19 protein-coding genes are annotated in these 18,067 nt (G+C 67.8%); 9 read left to right on the forward strand and 10 right to left on the reverse strand.

The annotated features are described in order from the left end of the window. Positions 1–6: 6 nt before the first annotated feature. The 3 genes from ABD301_RS38565 to ABD301_RS38575 form a co-directional block, all read right to left on the reverse strand. Positions 7–897: a DUF3710 domain-containing protein gene (locus ABD301_RS38565; RefSeq protein ID WP_279580265.1), complete on the reverse strand. Its 891-nt coding sequence runs from the start codon at positions 895–897 to the stop codon at positions 7–9. A 2-nt stretch (positions 898–899) separates the two neighbouring features. Next, on the reverse strand, positions 900–1,406 hold the full coding sequence (gene dut / locus ABD301_RS38570; RefSeq protein WP_344315016.1) for a dUTP diphosphatase: 507 nt from the start codon (positions 1,404–1,406) through the stop codon (positions 900–902). A 118-nt stretch (positions 1,407–1,524) separates the two neighbouring features. Further along, entirely contained in the window at positions 1,525–1,827 is a 303-nt protein-coding gene (locus ABD301_RS38575) for a DUF4193 domain-containing protein (protein WP_163568365.1), read from the reverse strand. A gap of 570 nt (positions 1,828–2,397) precedes the next feature. Here ABD301_RS38575 and ABD301_RS38580 point away from each other — a divergent pair. Together ABD301_RS38580 and ABD301_RS38585 are read left to right on the forward strand one after the other, a co-directional pair. Continuing rightward, positions 2,398–3,504 carry a phosphotransferase family protein gene (locus ABD301_RS38580; protein WP_344315017.1) on the forward strand — a complete coding sequence of 369 codons (1,107 nt, stop codon included), beginning with the start codon at positions 2,398–2,400 and terminating at the stop codon, positions 3,502–3,504. A 126-nt stretch (positions 3,505–3,630) separates the two neighbouring features. Next, complete coding sequence (locus tag ABD301_RS38585) at positions 3,631–4,146, forward strand: LytR C-terminal domain-containing protein (RefSeq protein ID WP_344315018.1); 516 nt, start codon at positions 3,631–3,633, stop codon at positions 4,144–4,146. Positions 4,147–4,538: 392 nt separating this feature from the next. Here the strand turns inward: ABD301_RS38585 and ABD301_RS38590 are convergent, their stop codons facing one another. Next, on the reverse strand, positions 4,539–5,363 hold the full coding sequence (locus ABD301_RS38590; RefSeq protein WP_163568363.1) for an inositol monophosphatase family protein: 825 nt from the start codon (positions 5,361–5,363) through the stop codon (positions 4,539–4,541). Between the two features lie 99 nt (positions 5,364–5,462). Here ABD301_RS38590 and ppgK point away from each other — a divergent pair, with 99 nt between their 5' ends. The 3 genes from ppgK (at position 5,463) to ABD301_RS38605 (ending at position 8,730) form a co-directional block, all read left to right on the forward strand. Then, on the forward strand, positions 5,463–6,212 hold the full coding sequence (ppgK, locus tag ABD301_RS38595; RefSeq protein WP_344315019.1) for a polyphosphate--glucose phosphotransferase: 750 nt from the start codon (positions 5,463–5,465) through the stop codon (positions 6,210–6,212). A gap of 239 nt (positions 6,213–6,451) precedes the next feature. Then, complete coding sequence (locus tag ABD301_RS38600) at positions 6,452–8,095, forward strand: RNA polymerase sigma factor (protein WP_163568362.1); 1,644 nt, start codon at positions 6,452–6,454, stop codon at positions 8,093–8,095. Between the two features lie 266 nt (positions 8,096–8,361). Beyond that, positions 8,362–8,730, forward strand: coding sequence for a hypothetical protein (locus ABD301_RS38605; RefSeq protein WP_344315020.1), 369 nt, complete (start codon positions 8,362–8,364; stop codon positions 8,728–8,730). Here the strand turns inward: ABD301_RS38605 and ABD301_RS38610 are convergent. Beyond that, positions 8,727–9,314 carry a hypothetical protein gene (locus ABD301_RS38610; RefSeq protein ID WP_344315021.1) on the reverse strand — a complete coding sequence of 196 codons (588 nt, stop codon included), beginning with the start codon at positions 9,312–9,314 and terminating at the stop codon, positions 8,727–8,729. The genes ABD301_RS38605 and ABD301_RS38610 overlap by 4 nt on opposite strands. Before the next feature lie 117 nt (positions 9,315–9,431). Between ABD301_RS38610 and ABD301_RS38615 the strand changes: the two genes are divergently transcribed. Next, a complete protein-coding gene (locus ABD301_RS38615; RefSeq protein ID WP_163568360.1) occupies positions 9,432–9,644 on the forward strand; it encodes a hypothetical protein in 213 nt (70 codons plus the stop codon). Positions 9,645–9,705: 61 nt separating this feature from the next. Here ABD301_RS38615 and ABD301_RS38620 read toward each other — a convergent pair whose 3' ends face one another. Both ABD301_RS38620 and ABD301_RS38625 read right to left on the reverse strand, forming a co-directional pair. Beyond that, a complete protein-coding gene (locus tag ABD301_RS38620; protein ID WP_344315022.1) occupies positions 9,706–10,287 on the reverse strand; it encodes a hypothetical protein in 582 nt (193 codons plus the stop codon). A gap of 120 nt (positions 10,288–10,407) precedes the next feature. After that, a complete protein-coding gene (locus ABD301_RS38625; RefSeq protein ID WP_344315023.1) occupies positions 10,408–12,759 on the reverse strand; it encodes a glycoside hydrolase family 43 protein in 2,352 nt (783 codons plus the stop codon). A 398-nt stretch (positions 12,760–13,157) separates the two neighbouring features. Between ABD301_RS38625 and ABD301_RS38630 the strand changes: the two genes are divergently transcribed. Beyond that, a complete protein-coding gene (locus tag ABD301_RS38630; RefSeq protein WP_344315024.1) occupies positions 13,158–13,358 on the forward strand; it encodes a DUF7455 domain-containing protein in 201 nt (66 codons plus the stop codon). A gap of 134 nt (positions 13,359–13,492) precedes the next feature. Here ABD301_RS38630 and ABD301_RS38635 read toward each other — a convergent pair whose 3' ends face one another. The 3 genes from ABD301_RS38635 to ABD301_RS38645 are packed head-to-tail and all read right to left on the reverse strand — an operon-like array spanning position 13,493 to position 16,922. Continuing rightward, positions 13,493–14,356, reverse strand: a complete 864-nt coding sequence (locus ABD301_RS38635; protein ID WP_344315025.1) for a hydroxymethylglutaryl-CoA lyase — start codon at positions 14,354–14,356, stop codon at positions 13,493–13,495. Next, positions 14,353–15,558, reverse strand: coding sequence for a CaiB/BaiF CoA transferase family protein (locus tag ABD301_RS38640; protein ID WP_344315026.1), 1,206 nt, complete (start codon positions 15,556–15,558; stop codon positions 14,353–14,355). Before ABD301_RS38640 ends, ABD301_RS38635 begins: the two co-directional genes overlap by 4 nt. After that, positions 15,555–16,922 carry an MFS transporter gene (locus tag ABD301_RS38645; protein WP_344315027.1) on the reverse strand — a complete coding sequence of 456 codons (1,368 nt, stop codon included), beginning with the start codon at positions 16,920–16,922 and terminating at the stop codon, positions 15,555–15,557. The genes ABD301_RS38640 and ABD301_RS38645 overlap by 4 nt, the downstream gene beginning before the upstream one ends. A gap of 51 nt (positions 16,923–16,973) precedes the next feature. Between ABD301_RS38645 and ABD301_RS38650 the strand changes: the two genes are divergently transcribed. Further along, the gene (locus ABD301_RS38650) at positions 16,974–17,600 is read left to right on the forward strand and encodes an IclR family transcriptional regulator (RefSeq protein ID WP_344315028.1); all 627 of its coding nucleotides are present in this window, start codon (positions 16,974–16,976) and stop codon (positions 17,598–17,600) included. A 170-nt stretch (positions 17,601–17,770) separates the two neighbouring features. Beyond that, the gene (locus ABD301_RS38655; protein ID WP_163568354.1) at positions 17,771–18,067 is read left to right on the forward strand and encodes a hypothetical protein; all 297 of its coding nucleotides are present in this window, start codon (positions 17,771–17,773) and stop codon (positions 18,065–18,067) included.

The raw sequence follows: 18,067 nt of genomic DNA on the forward strand, positions 1-18,067 counted from the left end.
GGGAGCTCAGTGGGTCTCGGTGATCTCCGGGCCACGGCGGGGCAGGTCGAGCTTGCGGTGCCGGCCGCCGGAGTCGTCCTCTTCGCCCTGGGCATCGGCAGCCGCGGCTTCGGCCTGTTCGGTGATCTCGGTGGGAAGGACCAGCGGCAACGGGTCGCGAACCGGCATCGGCTGCTCGCCTCGTACGACCACCAGACCGCGCATCACGTCGGCCAGCGGACCGGCGTTCGCGGGGTCGATGGCGGCGGGACCGGAGTAGACAGCGCGTACGAACCAGCGAGGACCATCGACGCCGACAAAACGCAGCGGCTGCGGTCCTTCCGGCGTCGGCACCCGGGCCGACAGCTCGGTGCCGTAGTCACCGTCGACGAAGTTCGCCTGGCCGCCGTCGGAGTTGATGCTGTCGCGCAGGTCCTCGCGGACCTCGTCCCAGATGCCCTCCGAACGCGGCGCGGCGAAGACGCCCAGGTTCAGCGTGCTGGTCCCGTGGATCAACGCGACCGTGACGATCTGGCCGTTCTGGTCCGCCTCCAGCCGCAGCTCCACGTCCGGCGGGGTGGGCAGCCGCAAGGCCCCCAGGTCGATCCGCGGTAGCCCGTCGTTCGGGTCTTCGGTCACGTCCCACGGCCCACCGACGCGCCTGACCGGGGCCTTGCGTACGGCCGGCTTCGCCTCGAAGTGGTCGTCGAAGTCGGCGGACAGGTCGTCATCGGCCGGAGCCACCGGCTCCGGCTCGTCGTCGGAGCGGTGCCGGGAAGCGGCACCTTCGGCACCTCCGGGGCCTTCGGCGATCCAGGCCTCGATGTCGTCGACGCCGTCCTGGGAATCACCGCCAAGCGAGAGGTCGGCGAACTCCTCTTCCTTCTCGGCTCGCCTCTGCTTCCGGCGTCGGAACACCGTCACTCCCCTCCCGTGGCCGCGTACGCGTTCGCGTCGAGCCGGTCATGTCCGCCTGTGGATCCGTGCCCGCCGGTTCCCCGCACCGACGCGGGCAGCTCGGCGACCGGGGTGAAGTGCACCCGCTCCACCCGCTGCACGACCAGCTGTGCGATCCGGTCGCCGCGGGCGATGTGTACGGCTTCACGACTGTGGTTGATCAGGTTGACCTTTATCTCCCCACGGTAGCCGGCATCGACGGTACCTGGGGCGTTCAAGATGGTGACTCCGAGCCGCGCCGCCAACCCGGACCGCGGGTGCACGAAAGCCGCGTACCCATCGGGCAACGCGATCGCCACCCCGGTCGGCACCAAGGCGCGGTCGCCGGGCGCCAGGTCGACCCCGGCGGCGGCTGTCAGGTCCGCCCCGGCGTCGCCAGGCCGCGCGTACGCGGGCATCGGCAGATCCGGGTCCAGCAGCTGTACCCGCACAGTGCAGGTCGTACCACCGGGCCCCTCGACGTCACTCATGCAACCATCCTGGTCGGTGCCTGAATTCGAGAGGCGACTCCCCCACCGATGAGCCGGTGCGGACACCGGCCATCGGCGGAGGGTTCACCACCATCACCATCGACTTGTTGGACGACGCTCAGGCGGCGCACTCCTTGCAGACCGGCTGGCCGTTACGCTGCTCGGCCAGCTGACTGCGGTGATGGACCAGGAAACAGCTCGAGCAGCGGAACTCGTCGTTCTGCATCGGCTGCACCTTGACGGTGAGCTCCTCACCGGACAGGTCCGCGCCCGGAAGCTCGAACCCCTCGGCGATGTCGGCCTCGTCCTGGTCCACCTGTCCGGACTGAGCCTCGGTACGACGAGCCTTCAGTTCCTCGAGGCTGTCCTCTCCAAGGCCCGAGTCGTCGGTACGACGCGGGGCGTCGTAATCGGTAGCCATATTGGTTTCTCACTCCCCAGCTGGGTCACTCTTGTCCGGAAATCCGAAACTGTCGGGCGATACCTATCACTGCCGGTCGAAAGCCTCTTTCGCGGTCGCCGAAGCGGCTACTCAGTGGCCGGTAAGGGACCCGGCGAGCGCGTGACCTTACCGCCTCCGGCCCCATTAGTACGCATCAGGAAGCCCGCATGTTCCCGACATGTGACCGAACTGACACCGCGCCCCCCACCAGCAGTCGGCCGACATACTAAATCCGCAGGTCACCGCCATGCCAGCGGATTCTGTCGCCGACCTCACGGACCTCACGACCGACACACCATCCCCGGCGTGTCGGCCTCCCCGCGGACCGCGTCGCCACCGATCGGAACGTACCTTACGTGATCAATTGCCAACTATGCGTGAGTTGCCGCCGATTCGCGAGGATCAACCTTGGCGAGCGTGATGCTGATTTATCGTCGACTGTGGGACTTTGTCCCACTCTCGACGTCGAGAGTGGGGTTTTGTCCCGCAGTCGACGCCGGACCCCTCCGGCATCGACTCGTACGGGCTGGGGACCTAATGTCAACGCTCGTGACCTCATCCCCGCGCGAGCAGGCCGGTAAGAACTCCACCGGTGCGGACCCGGCCGTGGTGGGGCCGTACGTGGCGAGGGTGCTCGACGAGCCGGCCTGGGCGGCGGCTGAGGTGGAGCTGATCGCGGGTGGCAAGTCGAATCTGACGTATCGGGTCAGCAGTGCGGCCGGTGAGCTGGTGTTGCGTCGGCCGCCGTTGGGGAACGTGTTGCCGACCGCGCACGACATGGTGCGCGAACACACGGTTATTTCGGCGCTGGCGATCACCGAGGTGCCGGTTCCGGCGACCAGGCATCTGTGTACGGACACGGACGTGTTGGGCGCGCCGTTCTATCTCATGGACTTCGTCCGCGGTCCGATCGCACGGGACGGGTTTCCGGCCGGGTACGCGGACCAGCCGCAAGAGCGCAGGGCGGTCGCCGAGGGGCTGATCGACACCCTGGTGGCGCTGCACGCGGTCGATCCGGCCGAGATCGGACTGGAGAGTTTCGGGCGGCCGGACGGCTACCTGACGCGGCAGGTGTCCCGCTGGATGCGGCAGTGGACGGCCACCCGGGACGCCGTCGAGGCGGCCGGCGACCAAGGGGCCACCGCGGCCGCGGCCCGGCTGGACAAGCTCGCGGAGACGCTTGCGGCGCAGGCGCCGACCGCTCCCACCGGGCCCATCGTGCACGGCGACTACCGGCTGGACAACACCGTCCTCGACGCGGCCGGGCCGGGCCGGATCGCGGCCGTGCTGGACTGGGAGATGTCCACCCGCGGTGACCCGTTGGCCGATGTCGGATTACTCCTGGTCTACTGGGTGCAGGCCAGCGACACCACCGAGCGCAGCGGGGTGCTGCCGATCAGCGCGGTCACCAGTCTGCCCGGCTTTCCGACCCGCGCCGAGGTCGCCCAGCTGTACGCCCAGAAGTCCGGCCGCGACCTGAGCCACCTGCCCTGGTACGTGTCGTTTGGCGCCTTCAAACTCGCGGTAGTGGTGGCCGGCATCGTCGCGAGGCACCGAGCCGGCGCGATGGTCGGCGAGGGGTTCGATCACATGGAGTCACGACTCGGACCGCTGGTGGAGCTTGCTTATGGCGCCCTGGGCGGCCAGGTCCAGTAGAGCAACCTTTTGGGCGTACGCCCGGTCATCCTTGAGGAGTAAATGCCCGGCACGGCCGGTATTACCGCTCCATCGCTGGCCTGGACCGATTAGGCTGGTTGGCATGAGCGGGGGCAGGAGCTGGAAATGAGCATCGCACGAGCACGGGCGCTCATCATCGTCGGCGTGATGTTGCTCTTTTGTCTGGTTTTCGCCAGCTGGGCCATCGCGAGCACCAACGTTTCGCGGGCCGAGGCCGAGTGCCTCGCCGCGGCCGCGCCCAAGGAACTCCCGCAGCCCACCCAGGTCAGCGTGCAGATCTTCAACGCCACCGACCGTGATGGGCTGGCGAACACGGTGAAAAGCCAGCTGGCCGGCCGCGGCTTCAAGGTCGTGAGCATCAGCACCTTCCAGGACGGCACCCCGGTCACCGGCGTCGGCCTGGTCCGGTACGGGCCGACCGGGATCGCCGCCGCCCAGGTGGTCCAGTCGAACATCATCGGCCTCACCCCGGTGATGGACACCCGCGCCACGGCCGACGTGGACATCGTGCTGGGCGCCCAGTATTCGCGGCTGGCCACCACTTCGGAGATCAACACCGCGGCCAAGCGACTGGCAGCGGACCCGGTCACCCCGATGTGCTCGGGAACCAACTCCGGCTGACGCCCAACCTGGCGGCCGCGGCCTCCCGTCAGTGAGGTGGGCTCCAGACGTACGGCCTATCTGCTGACCGGCACCGCGCCCACGATCTCGTCCGGGAGACGGCCACCAAGGTGTACGCCAAATGGCGCCGAGTCAGTGCCACTGACCGGCGACACCTACCAGGGCGCGAAGGCGAACACTGTTATCGGCGGCCGCCCGGCCTATCTGTCCACATTGGACAACCAGCGGCGTTCGGGCTCGGACGCTCGTGCGATTGTCGTCAATGTTTCCGGGCAGTTGCTGGGAATCAACGTCACCGACCCGACCGGGAAATACCTGTCGGCGGCCGAGCCGCCGACGCGAGCGGTTGGTTCACCGACACGTACCACTAAACACCGAAACCCGCGACCGCCTCACCGCAACAACGCGGCGAGGCGGTCGTGCAGGTCCCGATGGACCAGCGGCGGCGCGGCGATCACCAGGTCCGGGCTGGCCGGCGCGCCGTCCAACCCGGTGACCAGCAGGCCGGCCTCGGCCGCGATCAGAGCGGCGGCGGCGAAATCCCACGGGTTCAGGCCGATCTCGTAGTGCCCGTCCAGCCTTCCGTCCGCGCAGTAACAAAGATCGATCGCGGCCGAGCCGATCCGCCGGATGTCCCGGACGGCCGGCAGGATTCGCAGCAGGATCTCGGCCTGCCAGCGACGGCGCTCAGCGGTGTAGCCGAATCCCGTACCCACCAGCGCCTGCCCGAGCTCGGTCGCCCCGGAACCGTGGATCGGCTCGCCGTCCAGGAAAGCCCCGCCACCAAGGGTCGCCGTCCACACCTCGCCGGTGGGCACGTTGTGCACCACTGCCGCCACGACCACGCCGTCCACCTCGGCGGCGAGACTCACCGCGTACGCGGGAATGCCGTAAAGCAGGTTCACCGTGCCGTCGACAGGGTCCAGGATCCACCGCACACCGCTGCTGCCAGCGCGTTCGCCGCCCTCCTCGCCCAGCACGCCGTCGTACGGCCGAACGGCCCGCAGCTCCTGGATCACGTACGTCTCGCTGGCCTTGTCGATCTCGGTGACCACATCGGTCGGCGACGACTTCGTCGACACGTGGTCGCGGGCATGCGCCTGCCCTCGGGCCACCAGCGCGGCCGCGCCCTCAGCGATCCGTACGGCACAGGCCAGCAGCTCCCGCGGCCCGCGCTGGTCGAGGTCGGCGGTGGTCGGGGCGGCGGCGTCAGACATAGCCCCAGTCCAGCACACTAGGAGTTCAGCACCTTAGGGTGTGTCTCCGCGGAGACAAGATCGGCAGGAATTTTCGGCATCGGTCGGCAGGGAGCGGAGATGGCGCAAGCGCTAGGCGTGGACGTGGGTGGCACCGGCATCAAGGCGGCCGTGGTCGACCTGTCGACCGGGGAACTGGTGACCGAGCGGGTACGGGTGGAGACGCCCAAGGGCGGCAAACCCGGTCCGGTGGTGGAAACCATCGCCGGGCTGGTCTCCGACGCGAAATGGGAGGGCGACCTGGGCGTCGCCTTCCCGGCGGTGATCCGCGGCGGCGTCGCGTTCAGCGCGGCCAATGTGGACAAGCACTGGATCGGCACCGACGTGGCGGCGCTGGTGCAGGAAGCGGTCGGGGTGAAACCGACCGTCCTCAACGACGCCGACGCGGCCGGGCTGGCCGAGATCCGGCACGGTGCCGGGCTGAACGTCGGCGGCGTGGTGCTCGTGCTGACCCTCGGTACGGGCATCGGCAGCGCCCTTTTCGTGGACGGCACGCTGGTGCCCAACACCGAGTTCGGCCACCTGGAGCTGGACGGCCACGACGCCGAGCGCAAGGCCGCTGAGTTGGCCCGGGAGCGCGAGGACCTGTCGTGGAAGCAGTGGGCGCACCGGGTCGAGCACTACCTCAAACACGTCGACAGCCTGCTCTGGCCGGACCTGATCCTGCTCGGCGGCGGGGTCAGCAAGGTGTCCGAGAAGTGGTTGCCGTTCATCGACGTACGCCCGCCCGTGCAACCCGCCAGTTTGCGCAACGAAGCGGGTATCGTGGGTGCCGCCATGGCCACCGCGGACCCGGTGGCAGGCCGGTAATCCCGCCTCGACCAGGCCGGTTCAGACTCGCTGCGGCCAGCTGCCCGAACTTCTGGGCCGGACGGCGGTACAATTAAGACTCGCGTCCGCCACCGCCCCGACCAAGGTCGGCCCTGCGACGGTGCGGAGGCGGCACAGACTTGAAGCCCATCGATAAACCCAAGCTCGCAACTGACCGGGCATGCAGGCGTACCGGTAGCCCCCGGTACGTGTAGTGCCCGGCTCGTGGAAGGTCGTTCGTGACAGCAGCTGACCGCACATCCGTCCGTACCGATGTCATCCGGTCGACCGTCGATGATCTCGCTTCCCGCGCCGCTGCCGCGGGCTCGATCACGTCCGCGGAGATCGCCCTGGTGCTGGAAGCCGCGGAACTGGACACCAGCCAGAGCAAGAAGGTCCTGCAGGCGCTCGCCCAGTCCGGCGTGACCGTGGTCGTGGACGGCACCAGGCCCACCACCGGGCCGTCCGCCAACGCGTCCCGCTCGCGAGCTGTCGCGGCCCGCTCGGCCACCGCGGCACGCAGCACCACCGCGAAGGCGACCACCGCCAAGCCGGCCAAGAAGGCCGACCAGCCGGCCGACGGCGAGGCTCCCACCGGCGACGCCAAGACCGGGAAACCGATCGTCAAGAAGGCGGCGGCCAAGGCGGCTCCGAAGAAGGTCGGCGAGGATGGCGAGCCGTCCGGTGACGACCTGGAGCCGGTCGACCTGACCGACGAGGACCTCGACGTGTCACTGGAAGAGGGCGACCTGGTGGCCGAAGACGACGTGGCAGTGGTCGCCGAGGGTGGCGACGTGGCCGAGGGCCAAGCCGCTCCCGCCGATGGCAAGAGTCTCGCGGTTGGCGAGACCATTGTGATCGGCCAGGGCGAAGAAGAAGAGACCGAAGAGGAAGAGGCCGACGAGGAGGAGCCGGAGGAGTCCGCGGCCCTCAAGCAGGCCCGCCGGGACGCCGAGCTGACGGCTTCGGCCGACTCGGTGCGTGCGTACCTCAAGCAGATCGGCAAGGTGGCGCTGCTCAACGCGGAAGAGGAGGTCGACCTCGCCAAGCGGATCGAGGCCGGGCTCTACGCCGCCGAGCGGCTCCGGCAGGTCGAGGACAACAACCAGAAGCTGTCCCCGCAGATGCGCCGCGACCTGCGGTGGATCGTCCGGGACGGGGAGCGCGCCAAGAACCACCTGTTGGAGGCCAACCTCCGGCTGGTCGTCTCGCTGGCCAAGCGCTACACCGGCCGTGGGATGGCGTTCCTGGACCTCATCCAGGAAGGCAACCTGGGCCTGATCCGGGCGGTCGAGAAGTTCGACTACACCAAGGGCTACAAGTTCTCCACGTACGCGACCTGGTGGATCCGGCAGGCCATCACCCGCGCGATGGCTGACCAGGCCCGGACGATCCGCATCCCGGTGCACATGGTCGAGGTCATCAACAAGCTCGGCCGCATACAGCGTGAGCTGCTCCAGGACCTGGGCCGCGAGCCCACCCCGGAAGAGCTGGCCAAGGAGATGGACATCTCCCCGGAGAAGGTGCTGGAGATCCAGCAGTACGCGCGCGAGCCGATCTCGCTGGACCAGACCATCGGCGACGAGGGCGACTCGCAGCTCGGCGACTTCATTGAGGACTCCGAGGCAGTCGTCGCGGTCGACGCGGTCAGCTTCACGCTGCTGCAGGACCAGCTGACCTCGGTGCTGCAGACGCTGTCCGAGCGCGAGGCCGGCGTCGTACGCCTGCGCTTCGGCCTCACCGACGGCCAGCCGCGCACGCTGGACGAGATCGGCCAGGTCTACGGGGTCACCCGGGAGCGGATCCGGCAGATCGAGTCCAAGACGATGTCCAAGCTGCGACACCCGTCGCGGTCGCAGGTCCTGCGGGATTACCTGGACTAAGGCACTGGCACGAAAAGGGTCCCGGCCGATGGCTGGGGCCCTTTTTCGTGTTTTCCCCGTCTTTCAGGAATGATGGGCACCGATGGCCGGTGTCGCGGGATACGGCGGGCATAGCGGCTTTCGAGGTAATTCTGTTCCTATCCGCCGCCGTCGACTTTTTGTGCCAGCGAAAAGCCCGCAGAGCAGCGAATATTGCCGAAGAACCGCACGCCCACCCTCGAATACATGGTAAAAACGCGCCGTCGACAAACACGATGGGGCATGACATGGAAACTCTCGGGGCGATTCAGCGGCCGGGTGCGTTCGGGAAAGCCTCGCCCAGTGGGCGGATCACTCTCATCGCGGTCGCCATGGCGACCATCTCGATCTGGTCGATCGGCGGACTTTTTGTCGTATCACTGATAAACCGGGCCATCATTCACCAGTCGCCGTGGATCGGCGCGATTGACATCGCGGTCATCGCCACACCGCATGCTGGCGCACTTCTCGGGGTGGCGGTGAGCGAAGGTGGGATGTCTTTGGCCCAGCGGCTGAATGCGCGCCCAGCCGGCTGGTATGTGGTCGGATGGATCATCTACGGCATGGGCGTTCTGTGCGCTGTCGCCGGCATCTCGGTCAGTTTCGTCCTTCCCTAATCCCCGCGTGTGATGCAGCGATGGGTACGCAGAATGTCGACCAGTCGTGGTGGAGCCACAAAGCGGGCCGAGACGAATGCCCTTTTGGCGCCGTAGAAACGAGACTGATGCCAGCTCGCCGCGAGGCTCTCGTCGCATTGGACGGTCAGCAACCTGTCCGGCAGCAGGCAGAGGTCGAACTGCAGGGCGTAAGTGGTGGGGCCGTACCGGCTCCTGCGTTTCTTCAGCCGCGGTGTCGCAACCACGTCCGACCACAACGCCTCAGCGATGACGCGCCCATTGCGCCGAGCGAAAACCAGCCGGTCCGGCTCGATCAACAAGTCGCGGCGATGAGTGGCCCAAGCCCGGTGCGCGAACCACCCGGCCACCGCCATCGCGATCCCGCCCACTGCCACCACCAGCAGCCCGATCTCGCCGGCCTGGAACTGGAAGACACCTGGGTTTCCCTGCCGAGCCCCGACGAAGAGAACGATCGGCAGCCACATGCCGGTCAACACGATGGTGACCATCCGCAGCACGTACGACAGCCGGTACGGATTCAACCCGAGTTCGACGACCGATTCGTCGTCGGAGGTAAAGGTCACCAGCACACTGTCCCGCCCGTACGGCCACGGACCTCGTCGCCGACGGCGAGGTTGCCCCAAGTCTTCCGGCAGGTGCCCTTTCGTCAATAATGGAACGACCGACGAGAGGCTGGACAGATGGCGGCGCTTCTTCCGTACGACGCGAACCTGGAGTTCGCCGGCCAGTGCACGCAGAACGCGTACAACTACCTGAACGAGGCCGCCCGGTTGGACTTCGTCACCGCGTCCGAGCGGATCGGCCACCTGCAGGACATGGCCGACGGCTACCGCGAGCTGGCCCACCTGTTCGTACGGATAGCCGAGCTGCAAACCAAACCCGCGCAGGAGTAGCGGCACCTTGGTGAGGGTGCCGTTATGGGCGTTCAAAGCGGGGGCATATCCGCGCCAAACGTCACCCGCGCGCCGGTAGTCCACCCATCGGGCCGGCGGCGAGTCGTGGCGGCTCCTCCTCGAGGATGGTTTGACTGCCGCTTTCCAGGCTGGCCACCAAATCAGCGGTGTCCGGCGCCGTACGATAGAGCCGCCAGGCGTAGAGATCGTCGGACAGTCGCGAAAAGCTGTCGCCGACCACCCGTACGTATCTGGTCCGCTGCACCGGGTGGTCCGGCACCCTGGTCATCACCCGCGCGCACGACTCCTCGGTCCGGGAAATGTGCGTACGCATCGAGTCGTCGCTGATCGCGGCCAGCTTCACGAACAGCACCCGGCGGAACTCGCGGAGCCGATCGGCCGCCGCCGGCGCCCAGTCAGTCGATCTTTTATAATGGTACGTACTGAAAATCTCGACCACCGGCGCCAACGCCACGGCGATCGCCTCGGCCGCCGCGATGGCGGCCGACTCCTTGGCCAGCTCCCGCGCGTTGTTGCGGCTCTTGAAGACAACCAGCAGCGCCACGCAGGTCGAGATCAGGCCGTTCAACAACGCGCCGGTCGCGGCACCGACGAGCGGCGGGAGGATCGCGTTCCATTCCATGGCAGGACAGTTAAGCCGCCCCGCAACAAAACCCGCCAACTCCGCTAGTGTCCAACTCCACCTATCCGCAACGCCCCGTTGCTTGCGCCAGACGCAAGCAGCGGGGCGTTGCGGACACGGTCAGCCTCGGTACACGTGGAAATAGTCGAACTGCGCCAGTGCTTTCCCGTAGGTGGCCTCAGCGGTCGGCGTGGATCCTTGCGAGACCAGACCGATCTGCGGGACCATGCCGGCCGGCATGGTCCAGGTCGCACCCCACGTCCACATACGACCGTCCCGGCTGGACGCGCCCTGGTAGTCGTTCTCGCCGTTCGCCGGGTTCACCGTGTGCCGGATCCGGAAGTACGTGGTGGCCGCCGGCGGGCCGAGCACCGCGCCGCCCCAGGAGCTGATGTTCCCGACCATGACCCGCTTGCCGAACTCGGTGATCCGGTTCGGGCCGGTGGCCACCTGGTCCAGCCGCAGGAAGTCCGTGTCGGCGTTGTAGACCACCAGGCCGGCCTGCTGGAACTCCCGGGTGGTGTCACTGCCCAGGTCGATCGTCAGCTTCGTCTCGACCGTGTACGTGCCCGTTGGCGGCGTACGCAACAGCACGCCGGCCTGGCCGGCCGAGCCGCCGGTGAGGTCGGCGTCCTCGGTCGGCCACTGCAGGCTGCCGTTGACGACCTGCGCGGCCGAGTCCTGGCGCTTCCAGGTCCACCCGGAGTTGAGGCCGTTGCTGAAGTCGTCCGAGTAGGCCGCCATCAGACCGCCCGGCTGCGGCTGCTTCACCAGTGTCGTGTGAGGCGTGTAGAGCGGCGCGACGGCCAGGTTGTCGACCTCGCCGGCGCCGGTCGAGGTGACTCCCGCGTCGCCGTGGTAGAGCTGCGACGGCAGGGTGACGCTGACCGAGGCGGTCGGGTCGCCCATGTCGGAGTCGCTGTACTCGGCGGTCACCTGCGAGCCACGCGCCTCCACCACCACGTCGTGCCAGGTGGACAGGTCCGCGCTGGGCGGGATCGGGGCGCTGGTCGTCTTCGCCTTGCCGTTGGCGCTGACGATCACGTCGAACGTACGCGTCGCCGGGTTCACCACCGCACGGACGTTGTTCCGTGCGTCCGCATACCGCACAGTCACGCCCACCGAACCACCGCTGGCCGGCACCCGTACGTCCGCCTGCGCTCGTACGTCCTGCGGCGGGGCCTTGCTGGAGACCGCCACCGAAGTGCCGGTCAGCGCCGCGAAACCGCCGGAGTCGCTCTTGGTGTCACTGGGCTGTACGGCCAACCCGCCGGCCAACACCTTCACACCGGCGCTGGCCCCATCGAACTTCTGGTCCAGCAGGGCGCTGGTGGTGACCGGCGCCTGCTCCACGTCGTCGGAAGGTCCGGCGCCGCCTCGTACGATCGGCCAGCCGTTGATCCAGTCCAGCCGGTCCAGCAGCATCGGCCGCATCGTGAAACCCGGCGAGACCTGCAGATACGGCTGGTTCCGGTCGACCGCGTGGTAGGTCATCCAGTCCTGACCGGTGCGGTCCACCACGATCGAGTTGTGCCCGACGCCGACCCAGCGGTTGCCGTTCTGCGCGACCACGATCGTGCCGCCGGCCCGCGAGTCGGCCATGGAGACGCCGTCGCGGTCCAGGAACGGGCCCCACGGGCTCTTCGAGCGGCCGGCGAAGACGGTGTAACCGGTGGTCGGGCCGGCGCAGCAGTTCGCCGACGAGGCCATCAGGTAGTACCAGCCGTCCCGTTTCACCACGTACGCGCCTTCGAAACGGCTGGTGGCGACCTGCCGGGGCGCGGTCACCGAGTGCAGGCCGTCCGCCGACAACTGGACCAGCCAGACGCCCGTACCGTAACTGCCCCAATACATATAGCGGCTGCCGTCGGTGTCGGTGAACTGGGCCGGGTCGATGACCGTCTCCCAGCCGGCGCCGGTGTTCTTGCGGGCCGGGATGAGCGGCGCGCCAGCGTCTTTCCACGGGCCGGCCGGGCTGTCCGAGGTGGCTACCCCGATGGCCGGGTCGAAGCCCTCCGAGCTGGCCGTGGTGTCCGGGCCGACGAAGTAGAGCACGTACTTGCCGTTGATGTAGCGGATGTCCGGCGCCCAGATGCCGCTCGTCGTGGTGACCCAGGAGGGCCAGTTCCTGCCCACCACGAAGGGCGCGCCGAGCTTGGTCCAGTGCGTGAGGTCGGTGGAGCTGGCCATTCGTACGGGATCGCTGGCGGCGCCCTGCTCGTCGTACGGGCCGCCGGTGGAGTAGGCGTAGAACTTGCCGTCCTTGCCGCGCATCACGGCCGGGTCCGGGAAGTCGATCGAGTAACCGTCGGTCACGGCGTTGTGGTAGGTGCCACCGGCGGGCGCGGGCGCCGCCTGTGCGGGCGGCACGCCGGCGATGCCGGCGGCGACTGCGGCACCGGCGGCAAGCGCCGCGACCAGCGCGCGGAGCCGTCGGGGCCGGCTCGGCTGCGGCCGGGTGATCAGGGACATTCATGGCCTCCAGGCAGTGGGGGGCGCCGCGTACACGGTGAGTGATCGAGGTCACCGGCGGCACGGCCGGGGACAGTCTCGCGGAGGGTCTGCAACGTTGTAAAGACCAGTCTGACCTGCGCTGTCCCCTACTGGACACCCAGTCCGGGACAGATCGTGCAGTATCGGATCTGCCCGTACGGGCCGTCAGCCGTTCCGCCGAAAGCGAACGCCACGGAAAATCCGACCGTATAAGTCCTGATAAATCACCCTGAACTGGGACTATTCGGCGCACCTCACTGACTGTGACAAGGCTCGCGTCTTGCGTGTGGGAAGCGCATTGAGGCCCGCGATGTTGGACGATATGTGTGTACGAGAGATAGGCAATCTCAGGCCCCGACTCTAGAAGGAGGCGCGCTATGACTCCGACCCTTACGCCGTCCGACACGTCGGCACCGGAAGTGCTGGGTGAGCGCTGCGACCGCTGTACGGCCGCGGCCAAGGTTCGCGCCGTGCTTCCCGGCGGTGGGGATCTGGTCTTTTGCCAGCACCACGCCAACCAGTACCGGGAGCAGCTGGAAAAGCTGGCTGCTGACATAGACGAGACCTCACTCAACTAACCCCACCCCTGACTCGCCACGAAGGCCCCGGCGCCGGTCGCCGGGGCCTTCGTCGTACGTACGGCAACTCGGCGCGTCTTCGCCGCCCTCGGCGAACTCGATGCCTCGTCCGGTCTCAAACCCACCCCAGCGCCTCAGCTGATCGGGAGTTTTTCCGAGTGGGTGAGGGTTTCGCGCAGGAGGCGCTCGGCGGTGGCGAGGGCGGGGAGGTCGATGCCGGTGTCGATGCCGCGGTCGTGCAGGTGGGCGACCAGGGCGTCGGTGGCGACGTTGCCGGCGGCGCCGGGGGCGAAGGGGCAGCCGCCGAGGCCGCCCAAGGCGCTGTCCAGGCTGACTACTCCGAGGTCCAGTACGGCGTCCACTGTGGACAGTGCTTGGCCAGCAGTGTTGTGCAGGTGCAGGGAAATCTGGGCGTCCGGCACGGCGTCGCGTACAGCGGACACCGATGCACGGACTTGGTCGGGGGTAGCGGTCCCGAGGGTGTCGGCGAGGCTGAGGCGGCGCAGGCCCGCGTCGTACAGCCGGCGGACCACTCGAACAAGCCGGTCGACGGGGAGCACGCCGTCGTACGGGCAGACGAAAGCCGTCGCGACCGCGCCGACCAAAGTCACCGGGCTGGCGGAAAACTCGACGACCGCCTGAGCTATCTCGTCCAGGGCTTTTTCGGTGGAGCGGCCGGCATTGGCGGCGCTGTGGCCCTCGCTGGCCGACACGACCATCCGCAGCTCGTCGAGCCGGCAGTCCCGGGCGCGCAGCGCGCCACGCAGATTCAACGCGATGCCACTGATCCGTACGTCCGGCCGCTCCGGCAGCGCGGCGAGCACGTCCTGCGCATCGGCCATCTGCGGCACCAGTTTGGCGGAGACGAAAGAGGCCGCCTCGATTTCCCTTACCCCGGCGGCAACCAGCGCCTGCGCGATCCGCACCTTGTCCACTGTGGACACGATCACCGGCTCGTCCTGGAGACCGTCGCGCAGGACCACATCGGTGATCCTCATGAGATAACTCCTTCCGTACGCAAGCTCGCCAACCGCTCGGCCGAAACCCCGAGCAGGCCGGCGAGCACCTCGTCGGTGTGCTCCCCCAGCTCCGGCCCCAGCCACCGCACCTCCCCCGGCGCGCCTGGGACCTTCGGTACGATGCCAGGGAAACGGACCGGCTGCGGACTGCCGTCGACCTCGACCTGGCGGGTGACCAGCATGTCCCGGGCGCGGTAGTGCGGATCGTCGGCGATCGCACTGGCGTCGTGTACGGGCCCGGCCGGGACCCCGGCTTTTTCCAGCACAGCCAGCACTTCAGAGACCGAGCGACCGGCGGTCCAGCCGACGATCGCGGTGTTCAGCTCGTCCGACCGCAGGCCGCGGCCACGGCCATCCGCGAGGTCCGGATCGGCGGCCAGGTCTGGCCGGTCGATGGCGTGCATCAGCCGACCGAAAACGGCGTTCGCGTTGCCGCCGATCACCACCCATTGCCCATCCCGACAGGGATAGACACCGCTCGGCGCCACCCCCGGCAGGCTGCCGCCGGTCCGCTCCCGGACCACGCCGTAGGCGTCGTAGTCCGGCACCAGCGATTCCATCAGCGAGAAAACGGCCTCATATAAGGCAACATCCACCACCGGCGCGTCGGGGCCACCGCGCGCGCGGGACAACATCGACATCAGCGCGCCAATCACCGCGTAAAGACCGGCCACCTCGTCGCCGATGCTGGTCGCGGCACGCGACGGTGGACTGGCCGGGTCACCCGTCACATACCGCAGCCCACCGAAAGCCTCAGCCACGCCACCAAAACCGGCCCGGCCGGCGTACGGACCGGTCTGCCCGTAACCGGAAATCCGGACCAGCACCATCTCCGGGTTCGCCGCCGCCAGCTCGGCCGGACCGAGCCCCCAGCGTTCCAACGTGCCGGGACGGAAGTTTTCCAGCACCACATCGGATCGCCGCACCAGGTCCAGGGCCAACATCCGACCGGCGTCGGTGTGCAGGTCGATGGTCACCGAGCGCTTGTTGCGGCCGATCGTGCGCCACAGCATCGAAGTCGTGCCGGCCAGCAGCCGCCAGCCACGCAACTCGTCGCCCTGGCCGGGTCGCTCGACTTTGATCACGTCCGCCCCGAAGTCGGCGAAGATCCGGCCAGCGAAGGGAGCGGCGATGAAGTTTCCCAGCTCCAGCACCCGAATGCCGTCCAATGGACCAGTCATGCGGTCACCGCGTTCACGGCCTCCAGCGGCCGGCCGGTGGTCCGCGGGCCAAGGATGCCAACAGTCAGCGACACCAACACCATCGCGGTCGCCACCACCGCGAACATCACCCCCGCGCCGGCCGAGTTCAGCACCGGCACCAGCACGAACGGCATCGCCGCGCTGGTCAGCCGGGACAACGCGTACGTGCCGCTGGCCGCGGTGGATCGCAGCGCTGTTGGGAAAATCTCGGCCTGGTAAATGTGGTACGAGTTGGAGAAAATGTTGCTGACGCAGGTGTAGAGGAAGCCGAAGACCAGCACCAGCGCGGTCGAACCGGAATAGCCGAAGGCAAGACCGAGCGCACCCATTCCCAACACCGAGAAGGTAACCAGGAATTTACGTTCCACCCGCTCGACAAGTGGCAAGGAGAGCAGCGAACCGATGGGATAGCCCAGAAAGCTGACCGCGCTGAACAGCAGCGACTGGACGATCGGATAACCCTTCGCGGCAAGTACGAGCGGCACCAACGTCCCGAAGCCGTAATAGCCCAGCGTCTGCAGGATGTGGAAAATCATCATCATGCCCGTACGTTTGCCGTACGGCGGACGGAAAAGCGTCCCGATCCGGGTCCCGGCCGGCGACGGTGGCTGCTCCGCGGCCGGCTCATCCAACGACTGGCCGGCCGATCGCGCCTGCGACTCGAACCGCTCGGCGACCTCCTCGGCCTCCTTCGTACGCCCGACGGACTCCAGCCACCGCGGCGATTCCGGCAACGATCGACGCAGGAAATAGACGATCACCGCGCCCAACGCACCGAAGACGAACATGATCCGCCACCCGTCGATGCCGAACGGGTGCAACGGCACCAACCAGCGAGCCAAAAAACCCGCCGCCGGCACTCCGAGGAACGAGATCGTGTATGCCCAGGCAATGAAGCGGCCGCGCCGGCGGGCCGGCAGCAGATCGCTCAAATACGTGTCGGCCAGCGGTGGTTCGGCGCCAATTCCGATGCCCGCGCAGAAACGCAGCACCACCAGCATGATCGGGGTGAAACTGAAGGCGCCGAGCAGCGAGAACACCGAGTAGATACCGAGGTTCAGCAGGAAGGCGCGGCGCCGGCCAACCCGGTCGGCGAGCCGGCCGAGCACCAGCGCGCCAACGAACATCCCGACGAAGGTCGACGACAGCAGGATCGGAGTTTGCGCCTTGCTCAGGTGAAACTCCTGGACCAGGACGCTGGCCAGCACACCGGCCAGGAACACCTCGTAGATGTCGAAGAAAAGTCCAAGCCCGACGGCCACGGTGGCGAGCTTGTGCGTACGGCCGATCGGAAGACGGTTCATCCTCGCGGCCACCGTCGGACGGACCACACTGGAGGTCATCGCACCCTCACCCCTTGACCTTGCCATATAGTGGGAAATAGATTTCACTATGTGAAAGAGACCGTAACCGGCGTCGGCGTCCTCGACAAGGGTGTCGCCATCCTCGACGTGGTGGAGCGGCGTCCGGTTGGGGCCAGCGAGCTGGCTCGCGCGATCGGCCTCTCCGTCTCCACAGCCCACCGACTGGCCAACGCGATGGTGACCCACGGGCTGCTCACTCGCGACGAATCGGGCGTCTACCGGATGGGCTCCCGCTTCGTCACGTCGGCGTTGGTCGAGCTCAGCCGCCCCATCCTGACCGAGCTCACGGATCGTACGGGCGAATCCGCGCAGCTCTGGGTCCGCCGCGGCGAGCACCGCCTCTGCGTCGCCAGCGTCGAATCCCCCGCCGAACTCCGCGCCTTCCTTCCCGTTGGCACCCTGCTCCCCCTACCGCTCGGCTCCGCCGCCCACGCCCTTATGGACTCAGCCGACGTACGTGCGCAGGGCTGGGCCGAAACGATCGGCGAACGCGCCACTGGTGTCGCGTCCATAAGTGCGCCGATCCGGGTGCACGGCGAGCTGGTGGCCGCCCTCTGCCTGTCCGGCCCACTCAGCCGCTTCGCCCCACACCCGTCGACACTCCACCCCACCACGGTCGTCGCCGCGGCCCACCAACTGGAAACCGCGATGCGCTGAGCGCCACGCCCACTGTCTTTGACGAGAACTGGACGCTGGGCTCATTGTCGACGTACCGGAATAGCCGGAGGTCGCGATGTCCGAAAAGTTCGACTTGTGCGCTGATGCGGATGCGTTAACGTCTCGCCTCTAGGCCGGCGACGAGGCCGGCGCCATCAAGGGGGACCGCTATGACCAGCGCACATGCCGAGCACACCGGCCACGATCACACTCATGAGCAGGGGTGCGGACATGTCGCCGTGCCGCATGCCGGCCACGTCGACTACGCGCACGACGGACATCTGCACCGCGAGCACGACGGCCATTTCGACGAGTGTGAGCCGGCCGCACATGTGGCCCACGAGGCACATTCGCACGCTCACGGCACCGGCTGCGGTCACGTCGGAGTCCCCCATGGCGAGCACGTCGACTACGTCCACGACGGGCATCGCCACGCCGTACACGACGGGCACTACGACGAACACTAA

This window comes from Fodinicola feengrottensis, assembly GCF_039530045.1.
Classification (GTDB): domain Bacteria; phylum Actinomycetota; class Actinomycetes; order Mycobacteriales; family HKI-0501; genus Fodinicola; species Fodinicola feengrottensis.